Consider the following 22266-nt stretch of genomic DNA (forward strand, 5'->3'; position numbering starts at 1 on the left):
GTACGGACTCGGTACAGATGAAAACCGGGTTGGCACTTCGCACAGGAGAGTGCCAACGCCAACTCTAGGGGGCCTCTGGCACTCGGTCAATCCGAGTGCCAGCACATCCGGAGAACACGCAGCACCTGCGAGGATCGACGCATGGACGCCGCCGAACTCACCGCACTGCTGACCCCCGACGGGATGGCCCTGCTCGACCGTACCCCGGGCGTCTCCGACGGCGGCGAGATCGTCCGCGTGGTGTCCCGGCTGCGCGCCGAGGGCCACGATCCCCGACTGGTCGCCGCGGTGCTGACCCAGGCGAAGCTGCGGCTGAAGGCCCGCGGCAAGTTCGGCGACTTCGCCTCCCGCATGCTCTTCACCGAGGCCGGGCTCGAGCAGGCCACCCGGCTGCAGGTCGCGGCCCAGCACGCAGGACGCTTCGCCGCGGCCGGGCTGACGCGTGTCGCCGACCTCGGTTGCGGCATCGGCGGGGACGCGATGGCGATGGCGGCGCTCGACCTCGACGTCACCGCCGTCGATCGCGACGAGGTGACCGCGGCCGTCGCAACCCACAACCTGGCGGTCTGGCCGAACGCGCGGGTGGAGCTCGGTGATGCCGCGTCCTTCGACCTGTCCTCGGTGGACGGCGTGTGGATGGACCCCGCACGACGCACCTCCGGCCACTCGGACACCCGCCGGCTCGCCGACCCCGACGACTGGTCGCCCTCGCTCGACACCGTGTTCGCCGCGGCGACGACGACGCCGACCGGCGTGAAGCTCGGACCGGGCATCGACCGCGACCTGATCCCGGACACCGCCGAGGCGCAGTGGACCTCCGTGGACCGCGAGGTCGTGGAGCTCGCCCTGTGGTTCGGCCCCCTCGCCCGACCCGGGATCCGCCGCGCCGCCACCGTCATCGGCGCACACGGCATCGCCGAGATGACCGGAGCGGCCGACGCCGACGACGCCGAGGTCGGACCGCTCGGCGCCTACCTGTACGAGCCCGACGGCGCCGTGATCCGCGCACGGCTGATCGGCGACCTCGCACGGGGCCTCGACGGGCACATGCTGTCCGACGGCATCGCCTACGTCACGTCCGACCGCGCCGCCTCGACCCCCTTCGCGCAGGGCTTCCGGGTGCTCGACACGATGCCGCTCGACGTCAAGCGACTGGCCGCGCGGCTCGCCGCCGACGGCATCGGCACCGTCGAGATCAAGAAGCGCGGCGTCGACGTCGACCCGGCGCAGTTCCGCAAACGGCTGCGGTTGCGCGGATCGGGTCGCGCCACACTCGTGCTCACCCGCTTGGAGGGACGCCACACGGCGATCCTGTGCGAGCGGCTCACCGACACGGTCGGCTGACGGCCGGGGGCCGCTCGTGGTGCCCGTTGCGCGGGGGCTGCGTCAGCTGACGAAGGCGCCGGAGTTCGAGCTGTAGTCGGAGTAGTCCGAGTAGTCCGACGCGTTCGCGATCGAGATCCACACCAGGGCGACGATCAGGATGAACAGGCCCGTCAGGATCCAGCCACCGATGATGCCGGCGAGCGCGAGGCCGCGGCCACCCTCGCCGGTCTGCTTGATCTTGCCGAGGGCGATGTGGCCCATGATCGCGCCGGCCGGGCTCGTCAGGATGATGATCGGCCAGATGATGATGCCGCCGAACGCGAAGACGATCGACAGGATCGACAGGACGTTCGTCTTCGGGCGCTGCGCGTAGGGCTGGTACGTGTACGGGTTCGACGCGTAGGGCTGCTGCTGCGGCTGCGCGTACGGGTTCTGCTGCTGGCCGTACGGGTTCTGCGGGGCGCCGTACGCGTTCGGCTGTTGCGGGGCCGCGTACGGGTCCTGCTGCTGCGCGTACGGGTTCGACTGGGGCTGCGGGGCCGAGTACGGGTTCTGTTGCTGCTGGCCGTACGGGTTCGGCTGCTGCTGCTGGCCGTAGGGGTTCTGGGGCTGCTGCGGCTGGCCGTACGGGTTCGGCTGCTGCGGGGCCGCGTACGGGTCCTGCTGCTGGCCGTACGGGTTCTGGGGCGCTTCCGGGGCCGACGGAGCCTGCGGTGCGTCGGGGGCCTGCGGGGCGTCCGGGGCCGGCGAGCCATCGGGCTGTCCGTTCGCTGGGCCGTTCGGCGTCTCGCCCGGCTTCGGCCACTCGTTCTGATCGGACACCGTCCACCCCTCTCGGGCGTCCGGTCTCTCCGACGCCCGTGTGAATCCTCCCACAGGCTCCCGACGACCGACCGGGTGCGGCCGGCCAGACCTGATCAGAGCGGGTCAGAGCTGGTCAGACCGGGTCAGACCTGGACGGTCGTCACCGGCAGGGTCGAGTCCGCAGCGATGCCGAGGTCGCTCGGCGCGTGCCCCTCGGCCACGAGTCGGGCGCCGACGGCGGCGATCATCGCGCCGTTGTCGGTGCACAGGTCGAACGGCGGGATCCGGAGCCGCACGCCAGCGGCCGCGCAGCGCTCCTCGGCGACCTGTCGCAGTCGGGCGTTCGCGACGACCCCACCGCCGAGCAGCAGCCGGTCGACCCCGGTGTCGCGGCACGCGTTCAGGGCCTTGGTCAGCAGGACGTCGACGACGGCCTCGCGGAAGCTCGCGGCGACGTCGGCCACCGGCACCTCGCGGCCCTCGTCGCGGCAGCGCTCGACCCACCGTGCGACGGCGGTCTTGAGCCCCGAGAACGAGAAGTCGTACCGGTGCGCGGCCATGTCCTTCGGCAGCGTCAGTCCCCGAGGGAACCGGATCGCCGTCGGGTCGCCGTCGGCCGCGGCTCGGTCGATCTGCGGGCCGCCGGGGTAGGGCAGTCCGAGCAGCCGCGCGACCTTGTCGAACGCCTCGCCCGCCGCGTCGTCGATCGTCTCGCCGAGCAGTTCGACGTCGCCGACCAGGTCCCGCACCAGCAGCAGTGACGTGTGACCGCCGGAGACCAGCAGCGCGATCGTCGGCAGCTCGATCTCGCTGCCGTCCTCGCGCAGCACGTCGGCGCCGACGTGCCCGACCAGGTGGTTCACGCCGTACAGGGGCTTGCCGGTGGCCACGGCGAGCGCCTTCGCGGCCCCCACTCCGACCATGAGCGCCCCGGCCAGGCCCGGCCCGGCGGTCACCGCGACGGCGTCGAGTTCGTCGAGGGTGACGCCGGCACGGTCGAGTGCCTCGTGCAGCGTCGGGGTCATCGCCTCCAGGTGGGCCCGTGCGGCGACCTCGGGCACGACCCCGCCGTAGCGCGCGTGCTCCTCCATGCTCGAGGCGATCACGTTCGCGAGCAGGGTGCTCCCCCGCACGATGCCGATGCCGGTCTCGTCGCAACTCGTCTCGATGCCGAGCACCAGTGGTTCAGTCGCGCTCACCGAGGGCCTCCTGTCCGATGGGTCCGACGCCCGACGACCGCTCGGCGTCCGGGCCGGGCAGTTCCACCCGCATCACCCAGGCGTCGACGCCGTCCGGTTGGTAGTAACGCGGTCGGGTCGCGATGTGCTCGAACCCGAACGCCGTGTACATCGCCTGCGCCACGGGGTTGTCCGCGCGCACCTCGAGGAACACCTCGCGCACACCGCGGCGCCGCGCCTCGTCGAGCAGCTCCGTGAACAGGACCCTCCCGAGCCCCTTGCCGCGCTGGTCCGCGGCGACGGCGATGGTCTGCACGTCGGCCACCGGGTTCCCCGCGAGCGACGAGAGCCCGGCGTACCCGACGACCAGCGGGGCAGAGGCGTCGCCGGCCGTCTCGATCACGACGTAGTACCCGTGCGGTGAGTACAGCTCGCCGGACATCTGCGACGCCGACCAGGCGTCCGTCGGGAACGAGACGTGCTCGAGCCACATGATGTCGTCGAGGTCCTGCGGGTGTGCTCGCCGCAGGCGGAGCCCGTCCGGCAGGGTCACTGCTTCACCCGCTTCGGCGCACCCGGCACCGTGACGTCGGGGTCGCGCAGGTACAGGGGCGTGTCCTGGTCGAACGCCGCACCGGACGCGAGCCGGTCCGCGGCGAGCGAGCCGAGCCTCCAGGCCGGGATGGACGCGACCGTCACGCGGTCCCAGCCCACCGCTCCGGGCCGGGAGGCGCGGATCGCGTCGTCGAGATCGGCGGGCTTGGCGAGTCCGGGGCCGGCCACGCGGACGCCGTCGGCGTCGTAGGCGCTCCAGTAGACCTCGCGGCGGCGGGCGTCCGTGAGGACGACGAACGGCCCGGCGATCCCCGAGTCGCGCTGGTCGAGGGCGACGGCGTCGTGGCTGACGAGGGGCAGGACGGGGACGCCGCGGGCTGCGGCGAAGGTGCGGGCGGCGGCGATGCCGACGCGCAGGCCGGTGAAGGGGCCGGGGCCCATGCCGGCGACGACGCCGGTGACGTCGGCTCCGGTGATGCCGGCCTCGGCGAGGGTCTCGGCGAGGAACGGGCCGATCACCTCGGCATGCCGGCGGCTGTCCTCGGTGTCGCGGGTCGCGAGGGCCTGGCCGGTGGCCGGGTCGACGACGGCGACGGAGGTCCCGGCAGAGGTGTCGATCGCGAGCAGCACCCGTCCATCGTAGGCGGCGGTCAGCGCACTGGCAGCCCGCGGGACCACGCGACCTCGTGGTCCAACTGCCCGGTCCGGCGGAACAGTCGGACCTGGTGGGTGTCCGGCAGCGCGGCGGCCAGTGCACGTCGGTCGGCGGGCGTGAAGCCGAGCGACCGCCAGAACGGACCGGAGCGACGCGAGAACAGCCACGCACGCTCGGCACCGGCCTCGGTCGCCCGCTCGATCGCGAACCGCGCCAGGCGTGTACCGGCCCCGGAACCGCGGTGCTGCGGCGCGACGGCCACGCTCCGGACGAGGACGTGCCGGCCGTCAGCGCTCGCCTCGAACCCGGTGCTGCCGACCACCCTGCCGTCGTCGTCGCGGTCGAGCCAGAGCCGCACCGTCGGCTCGTCGAGGCCCGCGAGGGTCAGGTCGGCACCGACGAGGAACGCGCGGAGCGCCTCGACGTCGTCCGCGTCGACGGGCTGCAGGGTCAGAGGGCCACGCCTTCCCAGCGCGGGCCGGTGGCGGTGACGACGACACGGCGGGGCTCGTCGGGCACGTCGTCCGGGTCCGTGTCGTGAGCGGCCGCGTCGTCGACACCGGTGGCACGGGTGATCTCGACGTCGAGCACGCTGTCGCTGATGCCGTCGACCATGCCGCGGCCCCACTCGACGACGACGATCGCGGCGTCCCAGTCGAGGTCGAGGTCGTCGAGCTCGACCGGGTCGGACAAGCGGTAGGCGTCGACGTGCACCAGGTCGGGTCCGGCGGTCGTCGGGTGCGTCCGGGCGAGGACGAAGGTCGGGCTGGACACCTGGCCGCGTGCACCGAGTGCGGCGCCGAGCCCGCGCGTCAGGGTCGTCTTGCCGGCACCGAGTGGTCCGGTCAGCACGACGAGGTCCCCGGCGCGCAGCACCGCGGCCAACCGGGCCCCGAGCTCCCCCATCGCCTCGGTGCCGTCGACGGAGGTGTCGAGCAGGACGTGCGGCGACCCGGTCACGGCCGCTCGCCCCGCAGGTACTCCCCGACCCGTCCCTCGATGTCGTGGCCCTCGTAGAACCGCGGCACACGGCTGCCGATCCGGCAGACGATCTCCTCGCCGATGGTCTCGAGCGCCGCGCCCCACTCGAGCACGGTCATCTCGTCGTGCTCGCCGGTGCCGAACAGCACGACGGTGTCGCCGGTCTGCACGTCGTCCTCGCCGACGTCCACCAGGAACTGGTCCATCGCGACGCGGCCGGCGATCGGGTAGCGCTTTCCGCGGATCGCGACCTCGATGCGGCCCTGCGCCAGACGCGGGACCCCATCGGCGTACCCGACGGGCACGAGGGCCAGGGTCGTCTCGGTCGCGGTGCGGTACGTGTAGTCGTAGGAGACGCCTGTGTCGACGGGGACGCGCTTCGTCTTCGCGACCGACGCGGTCAGGGTCATCACCGGCTCGAGTCCGAGGTCGGCCGCCGAGACGCCGTCGGCTCCGGGGATGCCGAACAGGTTCGCGCCCATGCGGACCATGTCCTTGCGGAACTCCTTGCGCTCCAGCCCCGCGAGCGACGCGGCGACGTGCTCCATCGGGACGTCGAGCCCCAGGTCCTCGGCGATCTCGATCGCGGCGTCGAACACGGCGACCGCGGCGCTGTCCTCGTGGTCGGACGCCTCGGCCAGGTGCGTGTACGCGGCGACGACCTCGATGCGGCCGTTCCGCTGGGCGTCCCGGGCGAGCTCGACGAGCGCCGGCCAGTCCGCCGGGGTCGCGCCGTCGCGGTGCAGGCCGGAGTCGACGCCGAGGTGCACCCGGGCCGGTCGCTGGTCGACGGCGTCGATGATGCGCTGCAGCTCGGCGGCGTTCGAGACGCCGAGGTCGACGGCCGAGTCGATGGCGTCACGGAAGTCCAGGTCGGGGTCGTGCTGCCAGGTGAACAGGTGGACGTCCTCGCCGACGCCGATCGAGCGCAGGCGCAGGGCCGCGGGCACCGTCAGCACACCGATCCAGCGGATGCCGGCGTCGACGGCGGCGAGCGCGATCGGCTCGAGGCCGTGCCCGTAGGCGTCGGCCTTCATGATCGCCATCACCTCGACCGGGTCCATCCACTCACGGACACGGTCGAGGTTGGCACGGTAGGCGTCGAGGTCGATGCGGGCCTGACGCAGCGGTGCGGAGCTCACGTCGTCCTCCGTTCCACGCTGCGGCCGATCCGGGCGACCACCTCGTAGTTGATCGTGCCGATGGCGTCGGCCCAGTCCTCGACGGCGGGGTCGCCGTTCGCGGGGTCGCCCCACAGCACCGCTTCGTCGCCGACCTGCACGTCGGCGTCGCCGATGTCGACGTGCATGGCGTTCATCGCGACGCGTCCGACCACCGGGAACGTCCGGTCGCCGATCCGCACCGAGACCCGGTTGCCGAAGTCGCGGTCGAAGCCGTCCGCGTAGCCGAGGCCGATCACGGCGAGACGGGTGTCCGTCTCGGCGCGCCAGGTGTAGCCGTAGGAGACACCGTCGCCCGCGGCGACCGGCACGGTGCGGAGCACGGCGGCGGTGACCCGCATCGCCGGGCGCAGCCCCAGGTCGGCCGAGGTGCGACCGTCGAAGGGGCTCAGTCCGTACAGGGCGAGTCCGACGCGGGACAGGTCGTGGCGGGTCTCCGGCACGGCGATGCTCGCGGCACTCGCGGCGAGGTGCACCACGTCCGGCACGATGCCGTTCGCGGCGAGGCCGTCCAGCGCCCGCTGCAGTGCGGCGTCCTGGTCGAGGTCGTCGGTGCGCGACGCGTTCGACAGGTGGGACATGAGCCCCTCGACCCGGGTGCGGTTGCCGCCGCGGGCCAGGGCGCCGGCGGTCGCGAAGAGCTCGGCCCACTCGGACTCGACCGCACCGTTGCGGCTCAGGCCCGTGTCGACGCACAGGTGCACGGCGCGGACGTCGGAGTCGGCTGCTGCGGAGAGCTGCTCCACGCTCGACACCGCTGGCGTGACGTCGAACTGCGCCGCGCGGCGGAAGTCCTCGTCGGGGGCGTGCAGCCACGCGAGGATCCGGACCCCCTCGTCGATGCCACCTTGACGGAGCGCGACGGCCTCGTCGATGTCGGCGACCCCGAGCCACTCCGCACCGGCGTCCACGAAGGCCTGCGCGGCGTCGAGGGCACCGTGACCGTAGGCGTTCGCCTTGACCACCGCGATGACCCCGGCCGGGGCGACCCGGTCGGCGATGGTCGCGTAGTTCTCGATCAGGGCTCCGCGATCGACCGTGATGCCGGTGAACGCGCTCACGGGACCGTTCCTTCCAGGACCACGTCTGTTCCTTCCAGGACCACGAACGCGGTCGCGATCCCTCCATCATGCGAGAGCGACAGGTGCACGCTCGTCACGCCACGCGCGTCAGCCACCTGCCGGGCACCCTGGTGCAGGGTGAGCGACGGGTTCCGCTGGTCGTCGGACACGACCTCGAGGTCCTGCCAGCTCAGCCCGGCACTCGACCCGAAGGCCTTGATCAGGGCTTCCTTCGCCGCGAACCGTGCGGCGAGGGACGCGATCGGCCGGGGTTCGCCGTCACGGACCTGCTCGGACGGCGTGAACAGCCGCGCCCGCATCGCCGGTGTGCGCTCCAGCACCCGTTCGAACCGCTCCAGGTCGACCACGTCGACCCCGATCCCGATGATCACCGTCGCGACTACTCGACGGTGACCGACTTCGCGAGGTTGCGTGGCTGGTCGACGTCGAGGCCCTTGGCCGCGGCGAGCTCCATGCCGAACATGTGCAGCGGTGCCACGGCGAGCAACGGCTCGAACAGCGGGGTCGCGAGCGGGATCCGCAGGACCTCGTCGGCGAAGGGCAGCACCGCGGCGTCGCCTTCTTCGGCGATCGCGATCACCCGGGCGCCGCGGGCGCGGATCTCCTGGATGTTCGAGACGACCTTCGGGTGCAGCGATCGGGGGTCGCGCGGCGACGGCACGATGACGAAGACGATCTGACCCGGCTCGATCAGGGCGATCGGGCCGTGCTTGAGCTCACCGGCGGCGAAGCCCTCGGCGTGGATGTACGCGAGCTCCTTGAGCTTGAGGGCGCCCTCGAGTGCGATCGGGTAGCCGACGTGGCGACCGAGGAACAGCACGCTCCGGGTGTCCGCCATCCAGCGGGCCAGGTCCTTGATGCCGGCGGCGTCCTCGATGGTCTGCTGCAGCTTCGGGGCGAGGCCCTCGAGCTCGGCGACCTGCTCGGCGATCTGCTCGGTGGTGAGCGTGCCGCGCAGCGTCGCCAGGTGCAGCCCGAGCAGGTACAGCGCGACGCCCTGGGCGATGAAGGCCTTGGTCGACGCGACGGCGACCTCGGGTCCGGCGTGCGTGTAGATCACGGCGTCGGACTCACGCGGGATCGTGGCGCCCTGGGTGTTGCAGATCGACAGGACCTGCGCGCCCTGCTCGCGGGCGTACTTGACGGCCATGAGCGTGTCCATGGTCTCGCCGGACTGGCTGATCGAGACGACCAGGGTGCGCTCGTTCAGCACCGGGTCGCGGTACCGGAACTCGTGCGCGAGCTCGACCTCGACCGGCACACGTGCCCACTGCTCGATGGCGTACTTGCCGAGGATGCCGGCGTAGGCGGCGGTGCCACAGGCGATCACGATGACGCGGTCGACGGTCGCCAGGCGGTCGGCGATCGGGTCGAGGTCGGTCAGCGTGACGGCACCGTCGTGCACGCGACCGAGGATCGTCTTCGCGACGGCCTCGGGCTCCTCGCTGATCTCCTTCGCCATGAACGAGCTCCAGCCGCCCTTGTCGGCGGCGGAGGCGTCCCAGTTGACCTCGAACTCGCTCGGCGTGGCCGGGGTGCCGTCGAAGTGGATGACGTCCACGCCGTCGGGGCGGATCGTGGCGATCTCGTCCTGCCCGATCGACAGCGCGCGCTGCGTGTAGGCGACGAACGCGGCGACGTCCGAGCCCATGAAGTTCTCGCCGTCACCGAGCCCGACCACCAGGGGCGAGTTGCGACGGGCACCGACGACGACGCCGGGCTGGTCGGCGTGCACGACGAGGAGCGTGAAGGCCCCCTCGAGTCGCTGCACGGCCTGCTGCATGGCTGCGGTCAGGTCACCGGTCTCGCGGAAGGCGCGTCCGACCAGGTGCGCGGCGACCTCGGAGTCGGTCTCGCTGCGGAACTCGATGCCCTCGGCCTGCAGTTCGGCACGGAGCTCGGAGAAGTTCTCGATGATGCCGTTGTGGATGAGGGCGAGCTTGTCGCCGTCGGCCAGGTGCGGGTGGGCGTTGCCGTCGGTCGGGCCACCGTGGGTCGCCCAGCGGGTGTGCCCGATGCCGGTCGCGCCGTCCGGGATCGGCGACGACTCGAGCTCGTCGACCAGGGCCTGGAGCTTGCCGGCCTTCTTGGCCGACACGAGGTCTCCGGCTGGGTCGACGACGGCGATGCCCGCCGAGTCGTAGCCGCGGTACTCGAGGCGACGGAGGCCACCGAGGAGGACGTCCTGGCTGCTGTTGCTGCCGACGTAGCCGACGATTCCACACATGGAACCGATCCTACGGTCTGCCTGGACGCCCACCCTGCGAAGTCCCGGGGGTGGGGATAACGTTTCGGCCATGGGACGCTTCGACGACATCGCCATCACCACGCTGCACGGCGAGGACACCACGTTCGGCGCCTACGCCGACAAGGCCGTACTGGTCGTGAACGTCGCCTCCCGGTGCGGCCTCGCCCCGCAGTACGAGCAGCTCGAGGCCCTGCAGAAGCAGTACGGCCCCCGCGGGTTCACGGTGCTGGGCTTCCCGAGCAACCAGTTCCTGCAGGAGCTCGGCTCGTCCGAGGCGATCGACGAGTACTGCTCCACCACGTGGGGCGTGACGTTCCCGATGTCCGAGAAGGTCAAGGTCAACGGCAAGAGCGCGCACCCGCTCTACCAGGCCCTCAAGGAGACCCCGGACGCCGACGGCAAGGCCGGCCGGGTCGCCTGGAACTTCGAGAAGTTCCTCGTCGCCCCCGACGGCACCGTGACGCGCTTCCGTCCCACCACGAAGCCGGACGCCCCCGAGGTCGTCGCCGCCATCGAGGCGGCCCTGCCCGCCTGACGCGTCGCGTCCTGCGGGCGCGCACCGAGCACTGGACGGGAGGCCCGGGGCACGTGAGCCGACCGGCTCACGTGCCCCGGGCCTGGCGTCTGTACGCTCGATCCCATGCCGTTCTCGGAGACCGCCGTCGCGCACCCGACCCCGTTCGTGGAGATCCCGCGTGACGAGTGGTCCCAGCTCGCCCCGAAGGAGCACCTGTCGCTCACCGAGACCGAGATCGTGCAGCTGCGCGGTCTCGGCGACCGGCTGGACATGCAGGAGGTGCAGGAGGTCTACCTGCCCCTGTCCCGCCTGCTCACGCTCTACGCCGCCGGTGCGCGCAACCTGCACGCCGAGACGAGCCGGTTCCTCGGGGAACGCGCCGGCCGCACGCCGTTCGTCATCGGCGTCGCGGGCTCCGTCGCGGTCGGCAAGTCCACGGTCGCCCGTCTGCTGCGCGAGCTGACGAAGCGCTGGCCGGACACCCCTCGGGTCGAGCTCGTGACGACCGACGGCTTCCTGTACCCGAACGCCGAGCTGGAGCGACGCGGGATCATGGACCGCAAGGGCTTCCCGGAGTCGTACGACCGCCGCTCCCTGCTGCGCTTCGTGAGCCAGGTGAAGAGCGGGGCGACCGAGGTCCGCGCGCCGTACTACTCGCACCTGGTCTACGACATCGTGCCCGATGCCGAGATCGTCGTCCGGCAGCCCGACGTGCTCATCGTCGAGGGCCTCAACGTGCTGGCGCCCCCGGTGCACGGGCGGCTCGCGCTGTCCGACCTGTTCGACTTCACGATCTACGTGGACGCGAAGACGAAGGACATCGAGTCCTGGTACGTCGACCGGTTCCTCGCGCTGCAGGAAGAGGCGTTCTCGAGCCCCGACTCGTTCTTCCACCGGTTCGCCTCGCTCTCGCGTGAGGACGCGGTACGGACGGCGACCGAGGTCTGGCGGGCGATCAACGAGCCGAACCTGATCGAGAACGTGCTGCCCACGCGCTCCCGCGCCACCCTGGTGCTGAAGAAGGGCGCGAACCACAAGGTGAACTCGGTCCTGCTCCGCAAGATCTGACGGGGCAGCGCAAAACACCGGTGTTCGCGAGCTGAACCGCGGTCTGCGCGTGTTCGACCGGCGAACACCGGTGTCTTGCGGAGGAAACCCCTACGCGGCGTCGAGCGCCAGGCGGTCCTGCACGACGGCGGCCAGCTCCTCGGCGATGCGCTGGGCAGCGTCCTGCGAGGCAGCCTCGACCATGACGCGCACGACCGGCTCGGTGCCCGACGGACGGAGCAGCACACGGCCGCTGTCCCCGAGCGCCTCGCTCGCGGCGGCGATGGCGTCCTGCACGCCCTGGTCGGCGAGCCCGTGACGATCGACGCCCCGGACGTTGAGCAGCACCTGCGGGAACACGGTCATGCACGAGGCGAGCTCCTGCAGCGACTTCCCCGTCCGCGCCATCTCGGCCACCAGGTGCAGCCCGGTCAGGATGCCGTCGCCCGTGGTGGCGAACTCGTTGAAGATGATGTGGCCGGACTGCTCGCCACCGATGGAGTAGTCGCCCTCGGTCATCTTCTCGAGCACGTAGCGGTCACCCACGCCGGCCTCGATCACGGTGATGCCCGCGTCGGCCATGGCGCGCTTCAGCCCGAGGTTCGACATGACCGTCGCGACGAGGGTGTCGTCCTTCAGGCGGCCGCGCTCCTGCAGGGACAGCGCGAGGATCGCCATGATCTGGTCACCGTCGATCGCGTTGCCCGCGGCGTCGACCGCCAGGCAACGGTCCGCGTCACCGTCGTGCGCGATGCCGACGTCGGCACCGTGCTCGAGCACCGCGCGGGCGAGGTTGTCGATGTGGGTCGACCCGACGCCGTCGTTGATGTTCCAGCCGTCGGGGTCGGCGCCGATGAGCGTCACGCGGGCCCCCGCGTTGACGAAGACCTCGGGCGAGACGCCGGCGGCGGCACCGTTGGCGCAGTCGAGCACCACGTGGATGCCGTCGAGCCGGTGCGGCAGTGTGCCGAGCAGGTGCACCACGTAGCGGTCCTCGGCGTCGGCGAACCGCGAGATGCGCCCGACGTCGATGCCGGTGGGGGTGGGGGCGGAGTGGTCGTGCATGGCCGCTTCGATGCGGTTCTCGACCTCGTCCGGCAGCTTGCGGCCACCCGTGGCGAAGAACTTGATCCCGTTGTCGGGAGCGGGGTTGTGCGATGCGGAGATCATCACGCCGAAGTCGGCGTCGATGTCCGCGACGAGGAACGCCGCGGCGGGGGTGGGGATGACCCCGGCGTCGAGCACGTCGACGCCGGCCGAGGCGAGCCCGGCCGCGACGGCGGCACCGAGGAACTCGCCGGAGACGCGCGGGTCACGCGCGAGGACCGCGCGCGGGCGCGGTCGACCCGACGCCCGGCGGGCGTCGGCATGGTGTCCGTGTGTGAGGACGGCCGCGCTCGCCTGGGCAAGACCCAGTGCGAGCGCGGCCGTCAGCTCGCCGTTGGCGAGACCACGAACCCCGTCGGTACCGAACAGACGCGGCATGGCGATCTTCAGCCGGTGACGACTAGCGCTTCGAGAACTGCGACGCCTTGCGGGCCTTCTTGAGACCGGCCTTCTTGCGCTCGATGACGCGGGCGTCACGGGTGAGGAAGCCGGCCTTCTTGAGGGTCGCGCGGTTGTTCTCGCGGTCGATCTCGTTCAGGGTGCGGGCGATGGCGAGGCGGAGCGCGCCGGCCTGACCCGAGGGGCCGCCACCGGTGATGCGGGCGACGACGTCGTACGAGCCGAGGAGCTCGAGCACCTTGAAGGGGTCGTTGATGAGCTGCTGGTGCAGCTTGTTCGGGAAGTAGTCCTCGAGCGTGCGGCCGTTCACGACGAACGTGCCGGAGCCCGGGACGAGCCGGACGCGCGCGATGGCCTCCTTGCGGCGCCCGACGGCACCGCCGGAGACGTTGAGGATCTGACGGGGAGCAGCCTCGGCAGCGGCGGGTGCGCTCTCCGTGGTGAAGCTCTCCGGGGTCTGGTCGAGGGAATCAGCGATCTGAGCCATGAGTTTTTTCGTGTCCTTGAAGTCGTCGTGGCCGGAACTACTGTGCGACCTGGTCGAAGATGTACGGCTTGGGCTGCTGCGCGGCGTGCGGGTGCTCCGCGCCGGCGTAGACCTTCAGCTTCTTGAGCTGCTCGCGGCCGAGGGTGTTCTTCGGCAGCATGCCGCGGATCGCCTTCTCGACGGCGCGGGTGGGGTGCTTCTCGAGCATCTCCGGGTAGGAGGTCGCCGTCAGGCCGCCCGGGTAGCCCGAGTGACGGTAGTAGACCTTCTTCGCGAGCTTCGAACCGGTCAGGGCGACCTTGTCGGCGTTCACGATGATGACGAAGTCACCCATGTCCATGTGCTGGGCGAAGGTGGCCTTGTGCTTGCCGCGCAGGAGCGCCGCGGCGTGGGTGGCTAGACGGCCGAGGACGACGTCGGTGGCGTCGATGACGATCCAGTCGTGCTGGACGTCTGCCGGCTTCGGTGAGAACGTGCGAGTCACAGGAGTGCTGCTTTCGTGTCGAGGTGAGGAGTCCGTGAATCCCACTCCGGTCGGGAGTTCCACGGGCAGAAGCACGGGGAACACCTCTGTTGGAGGGCTCATCTGACTGTCCGCGCGCGGGGCGCACAGACCAAGGTGAGAGCTTAGCCGACGCGGGGTACGTCGGTCAAACGCGTCCCGCTGCCGGCCTGGAGGCGCGGGGCGGCCCCGCACCGCGCCTCCCGTCCGTCGCGCGGTCGCGCCCACCACCCATGGTGCGCAGAAACGGTCGGGTCCGCTGTTCGAACCCGACCATTCCTGCTCACGAAGTGCGCCCGTGGGGCGTGGGGACTACTCCGCAGCCACCGTCCGACGTCGGCGACGCACGACCAGCACACCCGCACCCGCCGCGAGCAGCAGGAACGCCACCAACGCACCGGCACCGAGGCCGGAAGCGCCCGTGAACGCGAGCTGCCCATCCGTGGTGATCGTGATCGGGGTCCACCCGATCAACGACCCGTCAGCAGCCGTCACCGCCAACCGGTGCACCCCAGCCACCGTGTCCGCCGGGATCGTCACCCGCACCGTCCCGTCAGCAGCCACCACCGCCGTACCGATCAACGTCGGCTCCGAGAACAGCCACACGTTCACCGTGTCACCGGCCGACGCCGTGCCGACCGTCACCGTGATCGTCTCCCCCGCACGAGCGGTCGCCGGGGCGGAGATCCCACCACGGTTCGCCTCCGTCAACAGCGACCCAGACGGCGCCACCGGAGCAACCGGCGGGGTGATCCCGTCGACCGGCGGCACCGGAGTCGGCACCGGCGTCGGGGTCGGGGTCGGCACCGGCGTCGGGTCCGTGCCCGGGTCGGTGCCCGCGGCGTCGAGGTCGAACCCGACCAGGATCGGGTCGTGGTCGCTCGCCCGGTACACGTCGTCGTTGTACAGGTTCGTGGCGTTGTAGTTGTAACGGCTGTACTCCAGGCCCACCGACTCGACCGAGTTGATGTTCCAGATGTCCACGCCGGTGACCGTCTCGAGCGCGGCCTCCGACGCGAACACGTGGTCGAGCGAGCCGCTCAGGCCGGAGAACACGTACGAGTACTCGGTGCTGTCGAGCGCCGGGCCGAGGTCGGTGTAGCCGGCCTCGTCGAGGACCACCACCGGGTCCTCCTTGCTGTAGGCGTTGAAGTCGCCGAGCATGAACACCTTGTCGGTGCCGTACTGCTCCTGCATGTCGGTGGAGAACGTCACCAGGGCCTTCGCCTGCTCGACGCGGTCGGCGTTCGACGCACCCTGCCCATCGCCCTGGTCGGCGTTCTCGCCGGTGCCGGAGCCCTTCGACTTGAAGTGGTTCGCGATCACCAGGAAGTCGTCGTCCGCGGTGCCGCCGACCGGGCGGAACGCGTCCGCGACGGGCTGGCGGGCGTTCGTGAACGCGTCGTCGAGCAGGATCGTCGACTCGCCGACGGGCTCGACGCGGTCCTTCTTGTAGATCAGGGCGAGGCGGATGACGTCCTCGCTCGCGGGCACGACAGCCGGGGACTTCGCGTAGGCCCAGGTGTCCTGGCCGGTGGCGGCGTTGAGCGCGTCGACCAGGGTGGCCACGGCGGCGTCACGGTCCTGACCGAAGCGGACGGAGTTCTCGATCTCCTCGAGCGAGACGACGTCGGCGTCCAGGCCGTTGATCGCCTTGACGATCTTGACCTGCTGACGCAGGAAGTCCTCCTGCTCGGCGGCACCGCGGGCGTCGCAGCCCGAGTTCACCGTGACCGGGTCCCCGGCACGGTCGGTGTAGTACTTGCAGCCGCTGAGCTCGTCGCCCGTGGTCGGGAAGTAGTTGAGGACGTTGAAGCCGGCGAGCTTCAGCTCACCACCGACGTCCTTCGGTGCCGGCTGGCGCACCTCCGAGAACGACGCCGGCAGTTCGGCGGCCGGGGTCGCACCCGTGATCGGCGCGGTCGGCTGGAACTTCCACCCGTTGTTGCGGTAGTCCAGGACGACCGGCTCGGTGAAGGTGGCGGCGGCCCCGACGGTGACCGGGCCCTGGGTGAGCCACGACACCGGGATGCCCTGGTTCGCCTGGGTCAGGAAGTTGGTGCTCGCACCGTCGTCGAGCGTGACCTTGCGCGCGGCGTTGTCGGCCTCGACGGCCTTCGCCTCGGCACTGCCCGGTCGGCCGACCTCCGTCGGCTGGATCAGACGCTTCGTGCCGCTGGCGAGCACGACCTCGCCGTACTGGTTCGTCGTGTAGTTGTCGGCGACGGTGTACGCCCCCTGGGGAGCGACGAGCATGCTCTCGAGCGACTCGCGCTGGGCGTCGGACGACGGGAACGCGACCGCGGCCGGCTGCGGTGCCGCGACGCTGCCGTCCAGCTGCTGCAGCGACGAGGCCCCGGACACCGTGAGCTCGGTCAGGCCGAAGTACTCGGACACGGCGCCGGTGACCCGCACGTGGTCGCCCTCGTGCACCAGCCCGGCGGTGGCGGACGAGAAGACGAACACGGCGTCGGACGCGGTGTGGGCGCCGAGGTCGATCGCGCCGCCGGTGCCCGGGGTCTGGATCGTGTAGCCGTTGAAGCCGCCGGTGCCGTAGACCGCGGTGACGACGCCGTCGGTCGTGACGTTCTTGCCGGCGTACGGCGAGGTGTCCGTGGTGCCCTGCAGCTGGGCGATGGTCACCGTCTCGGCGGGGGTGCCGGGCGTGGGGGTCCCGCCGTCACCCGGGTCGGTCGGTTCCGTGGGCTCGGTCGGTGCCGTCGTCTCGCCCGCGGCGTTCCGCGGGGTGAACGTCGTCGTCACCGTGAAGTCCGCACCGTTGACGTCGGTGTCCGTGGTGCCCTGGCGGACCAGGCCGTTCGGCACGGAGTTGTCCCCGGTCACGGTGCGCACGGCCGACTCGTACGTGTTCGAGGCGCCGTAGCCGAGCAGGTCGACCACGCCGTCGGTGCCGGTGGCGACGGGTCCGGCGGCGAGCGCCAGGGGTGCGGTGGCGTCTGACAGCACGAGCGTGCCGGTGGTGCCCGACGGGTTGAGCGTCGCGGTGTCGTCGGCTGCGGGCAGGTCCTCGCCAGCCGGGCTGGCCCCGCCGTTGCCCGCCATCGACACCAGGAAGGTGCCCTTCGCCGGCACGGTGCCCTGGAGCGCACTGGCCGAGAACGTGCCGGCGCCCGTGGCGGACCGGTACTGCAACGACCACCCGTCGAGCGACACGGCGGCGTCGGTCGGGTTGCCGATCTCGACGAACTTCTCGTTGTAGAACGCGCCCTTGCTCCCCGCCTTCAGGTAGGCCTCCTCGATGACGAGGCCGGTCCCCTCGGGGTTCGCGGTCGCTGCGGTGACGGTGACGAGTGGGGCCGCGAAGAACGTCGCGGCCGCCGTGGCGCACAGCAGAGTGTGCCCGAGGGTGTTGGCCATGCCCGCACGCTACCGACCTGCGGGGACATTCAGGTTGCGTCGAGGTAAATGATTGCGTTCGGCAACATCAGCCGATCGCGCGGCACCAGCCGATCGCGTTCGGCGGCACAGCCGATCGCGCGGCATCAGCCGATCGGCATCCAGGTCCCGCCCACACGTCGGACGGCCGGTCCGTGTCCCGGCAGCACGAGGGCCGGGAACGGCAGCGCCCGTGCCGACTCGAGCGCGCGGTCCTGGTCGGCGGTGAAGAACGGTGTGATCATCCGCGGGCGTGGGGCCCACGACCCCGGCTGGGTGTCGTGCCGGCTGACGACCGCGTCGCCGGTGACGATCGCGTCCGCCGCGGGCAGCAGGTACGCGGTCGAGCCGTCGGTGTGGCCGACGGCCGGGAACGGCGAGATCGCCCGACCCGCGAAGTCCGCACCGGTGAACGCGCGAGCGGACGGCACGGTGGTGGGTCGGAGGGCGTCGGAGCGGATCGCCCGTGCCAGCCAGGCGAGCACGCGCGGGCTGGCAAGTCGGCCGCCGATCTCCGCCGGCGTGACCTGCTGCCGTTCCGGCCCGCGCACGTTGGCGAGCTCGTCGGCGTGGGCGAGCACCTCGACGTCGGGGTACCGCTCGAGGATCCCGGGGATGCCGCCGACGTGGTCGACGTGTCCGTGCGTCACGTAGACGCGACATAGGTCGGCGGGGTCGTGTCCGGCGGCGCGCACGGTGTCGAGCACGAGGTCGGTGTCGGCCGGGTACCCGGCGTCGATCAGCGCGACGCCGTCCTCCTCCGCCAGCACCACCCAGTTGGACACCGGGCCCTCGACGAAGACGACTCCGGGGGCGACGGACACGACGGAACGGGGTTCGCGCGGGCTCATCCCTCGACGGTACCGTCCACCGACCGTCGGGCCCGGGTCTGCTCCGCCCGCTCCGCGAGCTCCGCGTCCGCCGGGTAGCCCACCTCGGTCAGGGTCAGCCCCTTCGCGGGCGCGGTCTTGAAGGCGCTCGTGCGCTCCTCGGCGACGCGCAGTTCCTCGAGGCGGTCCGGGCCGAAGCGACCCTCGCCGACGGCGATGGTCGCGCCGACCATCGCCCGCACCATCGAGTGGCAGAAGGCGTCGGCCTGGAGGCGCGCCACCAGCACGCCGTCCGGCTCGCGGTCCCAGCGGAACTGCTGCAACGTCCGGATGGTCGTCGCTCCCTCGCGCGGCTTGCAGAACGTCGCGAAGTCGTGCAGCCCGAGCAACCTCAGCGCACCGCGCTCCATCGCTGCCGGATCGAGCCGCGCCGCGTGCCAGACCGTGTGCCCACGACGACGTGGATCGCGTGGGGCGTCGGCGTCCGCGATCCGGTACTCGTACCGGCGCCAGAGCGGGGAGAACCGCGCGTCGAACCCGGCGGGCGCCACCGAGGCACCGGTGACGACGACGTCCCCCTCGGGTGCCGCGATGCCGTTGACCCGCTTGAGCAGCCCGTCGAGCGGTGAGCGGCCCGTCCCGCGCTTGGCGGTGAGCGCTGCCCACTGCTCCGCCGACAGGTCCAGGTGCGCGACCTGCCCGGTGGCGTGCACCCCGGCGTCGGTGCGTCCGGCGACGGTGAGCAACGGCGGTTCGCCCCAGCGGGTGAACACGGTGGCGAGTGCGGCCTCGAGGGCGCCCTGCACGGTCCGGAGCCCGGGCTGCCGGGCCCACCCGGAGAACGCGGCCCCGTCGTACGCGATGTCCAGCCGCAGCCGCACGTCGCCCGTGCTGTCGGGGTCCTGGAAGCCGACCGTCTCGTCCACGTGACCACCGTAGCGGGGGTGGTCCGTGCCTCCCGGCCCGCGCTCGATCTGTCGGACGGCGACCGCCCGCACCCGCTCAGCCGCGCGGACGACCGAACGCCGACGGACCGGTCCGGGTGTCGAGGTCGTCGGTGGCGCGTCGCTCGGACTCGACGATCCCGCGCAGGGCGACGAGCGCGGCCGACGTGACTGCGACGTGGGAGGGGTTCTCACGCGAGGCGTCGAGCGCTGCCTCGAGTCGCGCGATGGCTTCTTCGGCCTGGTCCTCCGGGGAGTCGCCGCGGATCGTGCTGGCGATCTTCCGCAGGGCCTCGGCGATGGGGGTTGCGAATGTCGGGTCCGGACGCCCGACGCCCTCGGACACCGGGCCGGAGCGTGCCACGAGCTCGGTGAGGTCGGTCGTGTACCAGGCGACCCGCTCCAGGGCCCGGAAACGTCCGCCGTCCTTCTGGAGCCGCGCTCGCGACCCGCGCAGTGCACCACGGGGGTTGAGCCGGCGGCTCTCGTGCGCGATCGCCACCCGCGACCGCACGTCCGCGATCGCGCGGTCCAGGCGGTCCTGCTGGTGGTCCCACGCCTTCTCGTCGCGCTTGCCCTCCTCGAGCACGGCTGCCAGCCCGTCGAGGTGGTCCGCCAGCACGCCGTTCACCGCGTCGATGCGGTGTTCGGCGTCCCAGAAGTGCAGCGGCGGGAACACCAGGAAGTTGACCAGCAGGCCGACGACGACACCCACGGCCATCTGCACGAGGTACCCGAGCGAGTAACCCTCGGCGTTCGCGCCACCGACGAGCAGCACGAAGAGCGCCGCGGTGGACACCCACGAGCTGCCCTCCCCCAGCACCCGGAACCCGCCGACCAGCACCCCGACACCGACCGCGAGCGCGATCGCGAGGAAGCCGGGGTCGCCGACCCACATCGTGAACGCGGCGATGAGGATGCCGAGCGCGATCCCGACCAGGGTCTGCACACCGCTCCGGATGCCCGCGAACACCGTGGTCTGCATCGCGACGACGGCGCCGAGTGGTGCGTAGTACGGGTACTCGGCCGCGACGCCCGGGATGTGCCGCGCCACGAACCAGGCGATCACGGCGGCGGCGGCGGCCTTGCCGGCGTGCAGCAGGCGCGGCTGCGTGCCCGAGGTCCGGCTCCACCGCCAGACCCTCGTCCCCAGACCCGCAACGTGCTGGAACGCCATGACTTCCTTCCCTCGCACCCGGCCGGGGACGTTACGCCGAGCTGTCCGTGCGCGTGACCAGCCTCGGACGCGAGGAAGCCCCCGCGACCTGGGTCGCGGGGGCTTCCTCGTGGTGGTGCAGCGCCCCGGAGGGCACCGGACTACTTGGTGTCGGCGTCGTCCGACTTCTCGGCGGCGTCGGCCTCGACCTCGGCAGCAGCCTCGGTCTCGGACTCGGCAGCAGCCTCGGTCTCGGACTCGGTCTCGACCGGTGCGGACTCCTCGGTGGTCTCGGTCTCCTCGACCGGGGCCTCCTCGGTGGTCTCGTCAGCGGCGGGCTCGTCGACCGGGGCGGCAGCAGCGGCCGGAGCCGAGTTGCGCTTGACCGGAGCGGGCGTGCTCGAGACGGGCTCGAGGACGAGCTCGATCGACGCCAGCGGGGCGTTGTCGCCCTTGCGGAAGCCGAGCTTCGTGATGCGGGTGTAACCGCCCTGGCGGTCCTCGACCTGGGGTGCGATCTCGGTGAACAGCGTGTGCACGACGGACTTGTCGCGCAGGATGCTGATCACACGACGACGCGCGTGCAGGTCGCCGCGCTTCGCGAACGTGATGAGACGCTCGGCGACCGGACGGAGGCGCTTGGCCTTCGTCTCGGTGGTCGTGATGCGACCGTGCGTGAAGAGGGCGTTGGCGAGGTTGCTCAGGAGCAGGCGCTCGTGGGCGGGACCGCCACCGAGGCGGGGGCCCTTGGTGGGCTTCGGCATGTCAGTTCTCCAGTGGTGAAAGTTGTGCGCGCGGTGTCAGCGCGCTTGCGCGTGAGCGCGAGGTCAGTTGTTGGACTCGTCCTCGTCGTACCCGCTGTAGAAGTGGGCGCCGTCGAATCCGGGGACGGTGTCCTTGAGGGACAGGCCGAGCTCGGTGAGCTTGTCCTTGACCTCGTCCACCGACTTCTGACCGAAGTTGCGGATGTTCATGAGCTGCGTCTCCGACAGGGCGACGAGCTCGGACACCGTGTTGATGCCCTCCCGCTTCAGGCAGTTGTAGCTGCGGACCGACAGGTCGAGGTCCTCGATCGGGGTCTGCAGTTCGTTCGAGAGCACGGCGTCGACCGGCGCGGGGCCGATCTCGATGCCCTCGGCCGCCGTGTTGAGCTCGCGAGCGAGCCCGAACAGCTCGACCAGCGTGCGACCGGCCGACGCGATGGCGTCGCGCGGCGTGATGGCCGGCTTCGCCTCGACGTCGACGACCAGGCGGTCGAAGTCCGTGCGCTCACCGGCACGCGTCGCCTCGACGCGGTAGGTGACCTTGAGGACCGGCGAGTAGATCGAGTCGATCGGGATCTGACCGGCTTCGCTGAACTCGGAACGGTTCTGCGTCGCCGAGACGTAGCCACGGCCACGCTCGATCGTGAGCTCGAGCTCGAAGCGCGCGGTGTCGTTCAGGGTCGCGATGACGAGTTCCGGGTTGTGGATCTCGACGCCGGCCGGAGCGGAGATGTCCGCTGCGGTGACCTGACCGGCACCCTGCTTCCGCAGGTACGCCGTGATGGGCTCGTCGTGCTCGCTGGAGACGACCAGGCTCTTGATGTTGAGGATGATCTCGGTGACGTCTTCCTTGACACCCGGAACGGTGCTGAACTCGTGGAGGACGCCGTCGATGCGGATGCTGGTGACAGCCGCGCCGGGGATCGAGGAGAGGAGCGTGCGGCGCAGCGAGTTGCCGAGGGTGTAACCGAAGCCCGGCTCGAGCGGCTCGATGACGAAGCGCGAGCGGTGCTCGGAGATCGGCTCCTCGGTCAGGGTGGGGCGCTGTGCAATGAGCACTGTGGGATTCCTTTCGGCGAAGTGTCCGCTATATGACACTTGGCGGTA

Annotated in this window: 22 protein-coding genes; 3 read left to right on the plus strand and 19 right to left on the minus strand. The window is 71.4% G+C overall.

From position 1 onward, the window contains the following. Positions 1-141: 141 nt before the first annotated feature. The gene (locus FFG40_RS01610) at positions 142-1344 is read left to right on the plus strand and encodes a class I SAM-dependent methyltransferase (RefSeq protein WP_138802039.1); all 1203 of its coding nucleotides are present in this window, start codon (positions 142-144) and stop codon (positions 1342-1344) included. Between the two features lie 42 nt (positions 1345-1386). On the opposite strand, the gene FFG40_RS01615 is transcribed toward FFG40_RS01610, so the two are convergent. The 10 genes from FFG40_RS01615 to glmS form a co-directional block, all read right to left on the minus strand. Then, the gene (locus FFG40_RS01615; protein ID WP_138802040.1) at positions 1387-2148 is read right to left on the minus strand and encodes a DUF4190 domain-containing protein; all 762 of its coding nucleotides are present in this window, start codon (positions 2146-2148) and stop codon (positions 1387-1389) included. 125 nt (positions 2149-2273) lie between these two features. After that, complete coding sequence (gene tsaD / locus FFG40_RS01620) at positions 2274-3329, minus strand: tRNA (adenosine(37)-N6)-threonylcarbamoyltransferase complex transferase subunit TsaD (RefSeq protein ID WP_071245453.1); 1056 nt, start codon at positions 3327-3329, stop codon at positions 2274-2276. Next, positions 3316-3861 (minus strand): ribosomal protein S18-alanine N-acetyltransferase, encoded by a 546-nt coding sequence (gene rimI / locus FFG40_RS01625; RefSeq protein ID WP_185974060.1) that lies wholly within the window; start codon positions 3859-3861, stop codon positions 3316-3318. The genes tsaD and rimI overlap by 14 nt, the downstream gene beginning before the upstream one ends. Next, on the minus strand, positions 3858-4493 hold the full coding sequence (gene tsaB / locus FFG40_RS01630) for a tRNA (adenosine(37)-N6)-threonylcarbamoyltransferase complex dimerization subunit type 1 TsaB (protein ID WP_138802041.1): 636 nt from the start codon (positions 4491-4493) through the stop codon (positions 3858-3860). The genes rimI and tsaB overlap by 4 nt, the downstream gene beginning before the upstream one ends. Positions 4494-4513: 20 nt before the next feature. Beyond that, entirely contained in the window at positions 4514-4876 is a 363-nt protein-coding gene (locus FFG40_RS01635; RefSeq protein WP_313900810.1) for a GNAT family N-acetyltransferase, read from the minus strand. A 92-nt stretch (positions 4877-4968) separates the two neighbouring features. Next, a complete protein-coding gene (gene tsaE / locus FFG40_RS01640; protein ID WP_185974061.1) occupies positions 4969-5478 on the minus strand; it encodes a tRNA (adenosine(37)-N6)-threonylcarbamoyltransferase complex ATPase subunit type 1 TsaE in 510 nt (169 codons plus the stop codon). Beyond that, on the minus strand, positions 5475-6641 hold the full coding sequence (alr, locus tag FFG40_RS01645; RefSeq protein ID WP_185974062.1) for an alanine racemase: 1167 nt from the start codon (positions 6639-6641) through the stop codon (positions 5475-5477). The genes tsaE and alr (FFG40_RS01645) overlap by 4 nt, the downstream gene beginning before the upstream one ends. Beyond that, positions 6638-7741, minus strand: a complete 1104-nt coding sequence (gene alr / locus FFG40_RS01650; RefSeq protein WP_071406148.1) for an alanine racemase — start codon at positions 7739-7741, stop codon at positions 6638-6640. The genes alr (FFG40_RS01645) and alr (FFG40_RS01650) overlap by 4 nt, the downstream gene beginning before the upstream one ends. After that, positions 7738-8133 carry a holo-ACP synthase gene (locus FFG40_RS01655; protein WP_071245460.1) on the minus strand — a complete coding sequence of 132 codons (396 nt, stop codon included), beginning with the start codon at positions 8131-8133 and terminating at the stop codon, positions 7738-7740. The genes alr (FFG40_RS01650) and FFG40_RS01655 overlap by 4 nt, the downstream gene beginning before the upstream one ends. A gap of 8 nt (positions 8134-8141) precedes the next feature. Next, a complete protein-coding gene (gene glmS, locus FFG40_RS01660; protein WP_071245461.1) occupies positions 8142-9989 on the minus strand; it encodes a glutamine--fructose-6-phosphate transaminase (isomerizing) in 1848 nt (615 codons plus the stop codon). Positions 9990-10059: 70 nt separating this feature from the next. Between glmS and FFG40_RS01665 the strand changes: the two genes are divergently transcribed. Both FFG40_RS01665 and coaA read left to right on the plus strand, forming a co-directional pair. Next, positions 10060-10545, plus strand: coding sequence for a glutathione peroxidase (locus FFG40_RS01665; RefSeq protein ID WP_071245463.1), 486 nt, complete (start codon positions 10060-10062; stop codon positions 10543-10545). Between the two features lie 105 nt (positions 10546-10650). Then, on the plus strand, positions 10651-11595 hold the full coding sequence (gene coaA / locus FFG40_RS01670; RefSeq protein ID WP_027466714.1) for a type I pantothenate kinase: 945 nt from the start codon (positions 10651-10653) through the stop codon (positions 11593-11595). A 90-nt stretch (positions 11596-11685) separates the two neighbouring features. Here the strand turns inward: coaA and glmM are convergent, their stop codons facing one another. The 9 genes from glmM to FFG40_RS01715 all read right to left on the minus strand — a co-directional run bounded on the left by glmM (position 11686) and on the right by FFG40_RS01715 (position 22218). Beyond that, on the minus strand, positions 11686-13059 hold the full coding sequence (glmM, locus tag FFG40_RS01675; RefSeq protein WP_138802043.1) for a phosphoglucosamine mutase: 1374 nt from the start codon (positions 13057-13059) through the stop codon (positions 11686-11688). 22 nt (positions 13060-13081) lie between these two features. Continuing rightward, positions 13082-13567, minus strand: a complete 486-nt coding sequence (rpsI, locus tag FFG40_RS01680; protein WP_027466716.1) for a 30S ribosomal protein S9 — start codon at positions 13565-13567, stop codon at positions 13082-13084. Positions 13568-13604: 37 nt separating this feature from the next. Next, the gene (gene rplM, locus FFG40_RS01685) at positions 13605-14051 is read right to left on the minus strand and encodes a 50S ribosomal protein L13 (RefSeq protein ID WP_027466717.1); all 447 of its coding nucleotides are present in this window, start codon (positions 14049-14051) and stop codon (positions 13605-13607) included. A gap of 330 nt (positions 14052-14381) precedes the next feature. Further along, the gene (locus FFG40_RS01690; protein ID WP_138802044.1) at positions 14382-17447 is read right to left on the minus strand and encodes an ExeM/NucH family extracellular endonuclease; all 3066 of its coding nucleotides are present in this window, start codon (positions 17445-17447) and stop codon (positions 14382-14384) included. 125 nt (positions 17448-17572) lie between these two features. Further along, on the minus strand, positions 17573-18316 hold the full coding sequence (locus FFG40_RS01695; RefSeq protein ID WP_138802045.1) for an MBL fold metallo-hydrolase: 744 nt from the start codon (positions 18314-18316) through the stop codon (positions 17573-17575). Then, positions 18313-19221: a tRNA pseudouridine(38-40) synthase TruA gene (gene truA / locus FFG40_RS01700; protein WP_260678764.1), complete on the minus strand. Its 909-nt coding sequence runs from the start codon at positions 19219-19221 to the stop codon at positions 18313-18315. The genes FFG40_RS01695 and truA overlap by 4 nt, the downstream gene beginning before the upstream one ends. A gap of 76 nt (positions 19222-19297) precedes the next feature. Further along, positions 19298-20416, minus strand: coding sequence for an FUSC family protein (locus tag FFG40_RS01705; RefSeq protein ID WP_138802046.1), 1119 nt, complete (start codon positions 20414-20416; stop codon positions 19298-19300). Positions 20417-20556: 140 nt separating this feature from the next. Next, a complete protein-coding gene (gene rplQ, locus FFG40_RS01710; RefSeq protein WP_138802047.1) occupies positions 20557-21159 on the minus strand; it encodes a 50S ribosomal protein L17 in 603 nt (200 codons plus the stop codon). A gap of 63 nt (positions 21160-21222) precedes the next feature. Further along, on the minus strand, positions 21223-22218 hold the full coding sequence (locus FFG40_RS01715) for a DNA-directed RNA polymerase subunit alpha (protein ID WP_017885506.1): 996 nt from the start codon (positions 22216-22218) through the stop codon (positions 21223-21225). Positions 22219-22266 lie beyond the last annotated feature (48 nt).

Origin of the sequence: Curtobacterium sp. KBS0715 (assembly GCF_005938005.2) — a bacterium.
GTDB lineage: Bacteria > Actinomycetota > Actinomycetes > Actinomycetales > Microbacteriaceae > Curtobacterium > Curtobacterium flaccumfaciens.